Here is a 7,933-nt window from a genome sequence, read left to right as displayed (position 1 = left end):
GCCACTTTATTGCACATCATGAAGATTTCCTATCCAATTGGTGATCGCTTTAAAAAAGGCGACATGATGGCGCGTGTCACCAGTGATATTGATAGTCTGCTCACATTCATTCTGGACGTGCCTTTAGGCTTTTTGTCCCACATGCTGGTCCTGGTATTTTATATTTCCATGTTGTTCTGGATTGACTGGCAACTGGCGCTGGTTGCCTTATGTCTGGCTCCCCTGTTTTACCTCACGCAACATTTTCTGGCGCCGCGCAAAGGCATTGCTGCGAGCCATTACTTTCGCCGCAATGGCGAACTAATGGCATTCGAAGAACAGACCCTGGGTAATTTGCGGGGTATCAGCTCCTTTACTGTAGAAAACCGTATGAGCGGCAAACATGCCTCGGTATTTGAAGTAGCGCGGCACTGGGCGCTAAAAATGCGCGCCATAAACATTTTGTATGATCGAGTGTTTGGTGTATTGATTTATTTAGCGGGCGTAGTGATCGTGTATTGGGGAATTGAAGGCATTGAGTCAGGACGACTATTAGTGGGTACGCTGGTGAGTTTTATTGTCTATCTGGGTTATCTTTCGGTGCCCGTGCGTGGAATTGCGTTGATTCCCATTCAACTGCAAGGCGATGCCAGTGCTGCACAGCGAGTTATGGAGCTGTTAGAAACTAAATCCATTATTCAGGAAGATGCTGCAGCGACAGAGTTGAAAGTAAAACGGGGTGAGATTGAATTCAACAACGTCCATTTTTCTTATCACGAGCAGGGCCAGGCAGTGTTTTCGGGTATATCAGAACACATAACGTCCGGGGAGTGTGTCGCCCTGGTGGGTCCTAGCGGTTCGGGTAAATCTACCTTCGCTAATTTGTTACTAAGGTTTTATGATCCGCAGCAGGGAAGTATCAGCATTGATGGCGTTGACATTAAAACAGTAACCTTAAATTCCTTGCGCAACAATATTGCTATTGTCTGGCAGGAACCCTTTTTTATTAACGACACCATCCACGAAAACCTGCGCATGGCAAAAGCTGATGCCAGCGAAGACGAAATGATTAATGCCTGTAAGGCTGGCTTCGCCTGGGAATACATAGAAAAGTTAGAGCAGGGGCTGGATACTCCGATTGGTGCGCAAGGCGTCAGTTTATCCGTTGGGCAGTTTCAACGCCTGGCCATTGCTCAGGCGTTTTTACGTGATGCACACGTATTGGTGCTTGATGAAGCGTCTTCGGCGCTGGATAGCCAATCGGAGCAAATGATTGTCGATGCGCTGGGTAAATTGCGCAAAGACCGCACTACTTTGATTATTGCTCATCGTTATTCGTCCATACGCTCTGCCAACCGGGTGCTGTATTTCAATGGTGATGGTACGGTGACTTCAGGAACGCATGAAGAGCTGTTACAAAGTCATCCCGGTTATCAGCAGGCTGTGGATTGGCAAACAGGCGCAGAGCAGAGCTAATTGCTTGGCAGGATGTCATTTTGAGCGTTCGAAGGATGCGAGAAATTCTTTTTTATTACTGTACCCCAGAATACAAAAAGGAGCGCTCTTATAAAAAGAGAACTCCTTTAGTCACCAGGTTGCAGTTACTGAGCTAACGACAACAGAGTGAGAGTGTTTTAGCGCTGTTACTACTGCTTAATATTTATTGGGTAGTATTTTAATTATTAACGCTAAATATTAGGCATACTGCTATAAGAAAGATGGTGGCGAATTACATGCCGCCGCCCATACCTCCCTGGCCGCCCTGACCCATGCCTGGATTTGGGTTACCGGGATTTCCAGGGTTACCAGGATTACCTTGGCCCATTTGGCCCATTCCACCTTGTCCACCGCCCATAATGTATCTCCTTTATGTAGGTTGGTCTAAGTTAAGATCAATATAGTTGAACACATCGCCTGAACATGAATGTGTAATATCCGTTGGAAAGTGATTGGGAATAAAGACAAACTGCGTCACAATCCCTACTGCTCACATTGCCATACTTATGAAAGCATCACGTAATCTAGAAAGGACAGATTACTACTGAGTTACTTTATCCTTAATACTTTGTCTAAATTACGTGACGGGTACTAACGCAAACCCATGATGTAATATTAACCCCAGGTTTGACGCGACTTCATGTGCCCCACGATGCGGTCTATCGCAGAGTATAAACAAACAAGAAATATGTTTATTTGTGACTAACGATTGACGCGGAGAAAATTAACATAAGCAATTAGCCGCTACAAGTTTTACTACGTAGCGACATAAAAACTTCATATTTCTGGTTGATGATTGTGCGTTTCAATAAGCGCAATGATGTAACAGGAATAAAAAACAGTAGCAATAGTAGATTTACGGTTTAATGTTAGTAATGATACCTGCGTTATCCATTGGTCAAGTAGCGCGCATGATTGGATTCAGTAGTGCGTTAATGATGCGCGCAGGATGGAAAGAATTGTTCCATTTAGTTAACTGATGAATATGACAGAAAAGATGAAGTTACTGCGAGGAGTTTTCCAATGAAGGGGTGCAAAAGCAAGATTTAATAATGAATAAGCTGGATAGGCAGGGTTGTGCGAAGTGTGAATCAGTGCAGAGGAGATTTTCATGCTTTCACAATGAATAACCAACTAAATTTTCGGGAGCCCAAAATAGAAGAAGGGCCACCTAGGTGCCCCCTCTTCGTACAGCTTTGCGCTAAAGCTGACTACGGTTTTTGTAGTGACTTACAGCAAAGTGCTGCGAGCAACAAAATGTCGTAGTACAAGTAACAACAGTACACAGCGTGCTTAGGTAAGCATTGTGTGTGACCTGAGTTTTAGCTTCGTCATGGTTGTAACAACGTTGACGATATGGTTTTCGACTTTAATGTCGGGGGGAATTACATTCCGCCGCCGCCGCCGCCCATACCACCACCGCCCATGCCTCCGCCGCCGCCCATGCCACCACCCATGCCGCCACCCATGCCGCCGCCCATACCGCCGCCACCCATACCACCGCCCATTCCGCCGCCGCCGCCCATGCCGCCGCCACCGCCCATTCCTCCGCCCATAATAATCTCCTTAAGCGTAGTAATTAACGTTGGTTAATGGCGTTCGAACGTTGAGACGTTGAACAGTTAGCAAGGTGACTAACGAGAGCTCCGACCATGGTAGGACTGGTGTGCCATAGAATGACTAACAGTCTTAACATGTTCAGGACGATCGTTAGATCTCCTAGGTCCTCTTTGCTTACCACCTTAATGGTGTTTGAGTATGAATAACTGTTAGCCAGTTAAATGCCCCCGCGCACCATCAAGAAGCATTGAAGACTTGGTAAACTTAGCATAGGATTTTGGAATTCGTCAAATTTTAAGTACTTTCTTTTGATTTTGATCAGAATAAATAAAAATTAACGAAAAATATTGATAACATATTGTTATTTATAGAAAATAATTTAATTAATATCAACAAAATTTAGGGAAATTAAGGATAATTTAAGCTAAAAGCTTTAGTACTTTAGCTGTTTGCTTACAAATAAACACTTAAGTAGTATTAATAAGTAGTTTCTGTGGGTCGACGGGTAGCCGTAACAACGGTATTGGATAGGCGAATGATTATAATCCTATGAAAAATAAAGACTAATTTTACTTAAGTCTGGCCAATATTTAATCATCAAAAAATGATCCGGATAATAAAATAAGTAAAATACGTATCTATACGTAAGTAGTTTTTTCTTAGTAAAATGCTCAACAATGTCAGTGGTGTGGTTTGATTTTGATTAATTATCAGCTACATTCGCCAATAGTTTTGAATGGGAGTGAAATATTTTAATTGGGGCGAAAGCGAATTAGGTTGTGGAATAATTCACCATCGTTTTCTGGTTGTATCATCGAGTTGGTAACTTCTATAAATCCAACAATAAAAATTAAAGGTCATTATTATGCTAATGCTGGCGGCTTTATTTTTAGTTGTCTCGGGCGTAGCCGCGCTAACGTACCAGGTTGTATGGGTGCGTTTACTGGGTTTAAGTATGGGTTCAACCAGTGCATCAGTGAGTACAGTGCTCGCCGCATTTTTCCTGGGACTAGCCATTGGTAGTTATCTCGCCGAACGGATCACGCGCAATCGCATCGATAACCTGAATGTATACATTGTACTGGAAGCCGTTATTGGTATCGCTGGTCTTGCATTGTTACCGATACTGTTGAATCTCGACAATATAATGGCTGCGATACCTGAGTGGGGTTCGGTGTTGCAATTTAAATTCGCCGTCGCCATGGCCTTGCTGGTGATTCCCACCATGTGTATGGGTGCAACCTTTCCAGTAATGGCGGCCATATTAGTGCGACGCCAGGGGGATATGGGTAAGCGGGTTAGCCAACTTTATAGTTTAAATACCGCGGGTGCGGTATTTGGTGCCCTGTTAGCAGGTTTTGTTTTTGTGCCAAACTGGGGATTAGATGGCGCCGTTTATATGGCAGCATCATTGAATTTCTTTATTGTCTTTATGGCGCTTTATTTAAATTCCCGTATTACATTCCCTCCCATTGAAACCAGTGATGATATTCGTGGTGAGTTAACCGCGAAACAAAAGGAATCCCAAAAACAGCAGGCACCGCTGCGTATTCATGCCCTGATTGTTTTGTTTGCGACCGGCTTTGCGGCGATTGCCACGGAGGTCGGTTGGACGAAATACTTGTCTATTTTTACGGGTACGACGATTTATGGCTTTGCGGCAATTCTTACCGTGTTTCTGTTTGGTATCGCTGCCGGTTCCTGGTGGGTAAAAAAATACCTGGATAAAATTCATCGTCCGGAATTCTGGATGGCGGTTGGGCTGGTGGCCCTGGGTACATCACTGTTATTTACCCGAGCTTTTCTGAGTTTCTTGCCACCGATATTTGAAGCCATTAACCATTTCTCGGTGGAACCATGGTTACGTCATGGCGTGAAATACGCCATCGTGTTTTTTATGTTAATCCTGCCGACGTTTATTTTTGGCGCGCTGTTTCCATTAAACCTGAAGTTGTACTGCGGGAATTTGTCGGGTGTGCGCGCGCGAATTGGTAAAGCGTATGCCATAAACACGGTTGCGAGCATTTTTGGTTCTATCGCAGCCGGTTTCTGGATTATTCCCCAATATGGTACCGATGTATTATTAACGACTATGGCGCTGATTATCCTGGTGCTGCCGTTTATTTTTGTGAAACCGTTACCGAAACCCGCAGCACGAATTGCGGTTACCGTATTAGCAGTGATAGGTATTGGCAGTAACTGGTTTTTTGATCACATCAATTACAAAGAACTTATCGCTTCCGTTCAGTATCAATATGATTTCAACGCCGGTAAAGGCAAGAAACCGAAAGTGCTGTTTGTCAAAGAGGGTAAGACGGGTGTTGTTAGCCTGGTGACCTACGACGGGCGTCATGTACGTATCCAGAATAATGGTTTGAATGAATCGGGATTCGATAAGCAAAACCTGGATAATCCGCCGATTATTGAATACCTGCTGGGCTTAATGCCTTACTTTCTCCATGAAGATCCCAGGTCGGCGTTTGTGGTGGGCTACGGAGGTGGATTTACTACCAAAGCGCTAACGTTAACGGAAGGGTTGGAGAGTATCAAGGTAGTAGAGCTGGAACCGGTCATTGTTGATGCGGGGCGATATATTTATGGCAATGAAATACCCATGTTGCAGGATCCGCGTGTAACGCTAGAGTTCAATGATGCGCGTAACACATTGCTGCTGGAGGATGTTAAATATGATCTGATTGCGGCACAACCTTCACATCCGTGGCTGTCTCGTGCATCTACTGTGTTTACCAAAGAGTTTTTTGAGGTCGTAAAATCCCGTTTAAATGAGGGTGGTATTTATGGGCAATGGTTGAGCATGTTTAACATGGATGCAACCACCATGCGCGCCATTATACAGGCTTTTTATGCAGTCTTTCCGGAAGGATTTACCATGGCCGATGTTGGTACTGGAGACTTTCTGATGTTTGGTTCCAGTAAGCCAATGCAGTTCGATCTGGATCGAGTGGCCAGTAGATTTAACGAGGAAAGGATTAAAGCCGGTCTTGCATTTCATGACATGGAGTATCCGCAAGATTTACTATGGTATTTTGCCTTATCGCGCGATCAGGCTATAAAGGCTGCGGGTGACATGGTGCCGAATACGGATATGAATATATTGTCTGAGGTCAGGTTGTCTGCTCTTGACAAGAATGCGACGGGGGATGAAAGCCCATATAAACTCCTTTGGGACAACTATACTCTGGACGCAAACCAGCTGTTAGGGAATGAAGCGGCCGATATCTTTTATGATTACGCTCAGTCTTTATATCGTTGGGACGAATTTAATTTGGTGCATCATGCCGTCACTAATTTGTTAAAGCACGATGCAATTAAATCGAGAGCGGTCGATCATGAGTTTCAGTGGCGTACTTATGATTATGACGCGGCGATTGCCATGTATGAAAAAAATGACACCTGGCCAGATGTGACTCACCAACAACAGGCTGAGATCATGATGGAGCTTTTACGGTTTGAGGATGCCGATAAAGTCATCGCAAGAATTCAGGATGAAAGTTTACGCCGAACTATGAAGGCGAAATTATTGTACAAACAGGGCGAACTCAAGCGGTTGTCGAGAATAAAGCCACAAAATGATGCAGAACGGGCATGGCAATTAACAGCTTTGGCGGAATTCAAATTAAAACAGGCAGGCAAATCCCTGCTGGGAATAGCCGATAATGTCCTGTTTGAAGAGCCACAAATTCGTGTATTAGTGCGTTATTTTGGCGCATTGCAGGATCAGCAAAATATGGATCGGTATTCGAGACGTCTGGTTGAGTTGTCAGATCAGCAGGTTGAGCGAATGACTAATGCTTTAAACATGGCTATTGATAAAAAAGCAACCTTACGTGCCCAGTCATTACTGTCGCGCATCGAATCTTTAAATGCCAATGCCGATAACCTGGATAAGCTAAGGAAAAAAGTGGATGCATTGGCAAATGCCAAACCTGACGCAGCGTAATTAACATGTCGAAAACAGTTATTACTAAATAGAGGTGTCATACTTTTTTATAATATAAAAAATTTCATGATGTAAAATGTTCGTAACTCCTCGTGTGTTTTTATAAACGTTAACGAATGAAGAAATATAGCTGGAACGACAAAAACGAAATTTTTATAGTGAGTCTATTTTTACTCATTTAGGTTTTTAATGTCGCGATTCAAGCGCATAATAATTCAATCTTCTAATGTACCCTCCTGACGCTAGTCATAAAGAATTCTATTAAGTTCATAAAGTTACAATCTCAGTTGAGTAACGCTAACTAAGTTGTTTAGTTAGTTGCGTTTTATTGTGGCTTGCAATTTAAAGGCAATTATAAGTAGTGCTTAAGTATTATTTTGGCGTTTATGCATTCATTTAATTTGTACATTTTAAAAACAATTTCGCTCTTTTAAATGCGTTTATAAAATTTAATACCATCGTTGACATGTTGGTTATTATTAGTCTAGCATCGGTTGCTCGAGTTTTTTGTTAAGCATAAAAAAGTTAAATAAGAACATGCTGATATACCAAAAAACACGACAGAGATAGTTAGGGATTGTGTAGTAATTTTTTATAACAATAAACTGAGCGGGGAGTTCTTATCGCAGCAATGTGAAACAAGGAATGGAATCTTTGGGAGAATGAGAACATTCTTTGTTAAGAGATTACGGATATTGCTTTTTAACATATAGGGAATGATCTCGCTATTTGTAGAGAGGATTACAAATTCATCTGCAGAGAGCTTATATACGTTTGTATCGCTATTACTTAGCTCAGATAATCTCTTGGCAACTGTTTTTAAAACGAAGTTTCCCACTTCAATTCCATAAGCGGTATTTATAGAAGAAAATGCATCGATATTTAATAAGGCCAGGGTTTTAGGACCGGGTGCTTCCATATCGATTTCCAGTTTTT

The 7,933-nt window shown here is 42.8% G+C and carries 5 protein-coding genes; 2 read left to right on the top strand and 3 right to left on the bottom strand.

Annotation, left to right across the window (positions count from 1 at the left end; all coding sequences use genetic code 11):
* The coding region (locus tag ACWVCM_RS04145) for an ABC transporter ATP-binding protein (protein ID WP_455200451.1) at positions 1 to 1,455 on the top strand (1,455 nt) is incomplete at its 5' end.
* Positions 1,456 to 1,708: 253 nt separating this feature from the next.
* Here ACWVCM_RS04145 and ACWVCM_RS04140 read toward each other — a convergent pair.
* The gene (locus ACWVCM_RS04140) at positions 1,709 to 1,834 is read right to left on the bottom strand and encodes a hypothetical protein (protein ID WP_455200450.1); all 126 of its coding nucleotides are present in this window, start codon (positions 1,832 to 1,834) and stop codon (positions 1,709 to 1,711) included.
* Positions 1,835 to 2,861: 1,027 nt separating this feature from the next.
* Positions 2,862 to 3,032, bottom strand: coding sequence for a hypothetical protein (locus ACWVCM_RS04135; RefSeq protein ID WP_455200449.1), 171 nt, complete (start codon positions 3,030 to 3,032; stop codon positions 2,862 to 2,864).
* Between the two features lie 869 nt (positions 3,033 to 3,901).
* Here ACWVCM_RS04135 and ACWVCM_RS04130 point away from each other — a divergent pair.
* A complete protein-coding gene (locus ACWVCM_RS04130) occupies positions 3,902 to 6,997 on the top strand; it encodes a fused MFS/spermidine synthase (protein WP_455200448.1) in 3,096 nt (1,031 codons plus the stop codon).
* Positions 6,998 to 7,589: 592 nt separating this feature from the next.
* Here the strand turns inward: ACWVCM_RS04130 and ACWVCM_RS04125 are convergent.
* Positions 7,590 to 7,933 (bottom strand): diguanylate cyclase domain-containing protein (locus ACWVCM_RS04125; protein WP_455200447.1); only part of this gene is annotated, 344 nt, incomplete at its 5' end.

The organism is Kaarinaea lacus (assembly GCF_975902315.1).
This window is presented reverse-complemented; position numbering and strand designations above follow the sequence as displayed.

Excerpts from the sequence above, each read along its gene's own strand:
- ACWVCM_RS04140 (WP_455200450.1), bottom strand. The coding sequence starts at position 1,834 with ATGGGCGGTGGACAAGGTGGAATGGGCCAAATGGGCCAAGGTAATCCT.
- ACWVCM_RS04135 (WP_455200449.1), bottom strand. The coding sequence starts at position 3,032 with ATGGGCGGAGGAATGGGCGGTGGCGGCGGCATGGGCGGCGGCGGCGGA.
- ACWVCM_RS04130 (WP_455200448.1), top strand. The coding sequence starts at position 3,902 with ATGCTAATGCTGGCGGCTTTATTTTTAGTTGTCTCGGGCGTAGCCGCG.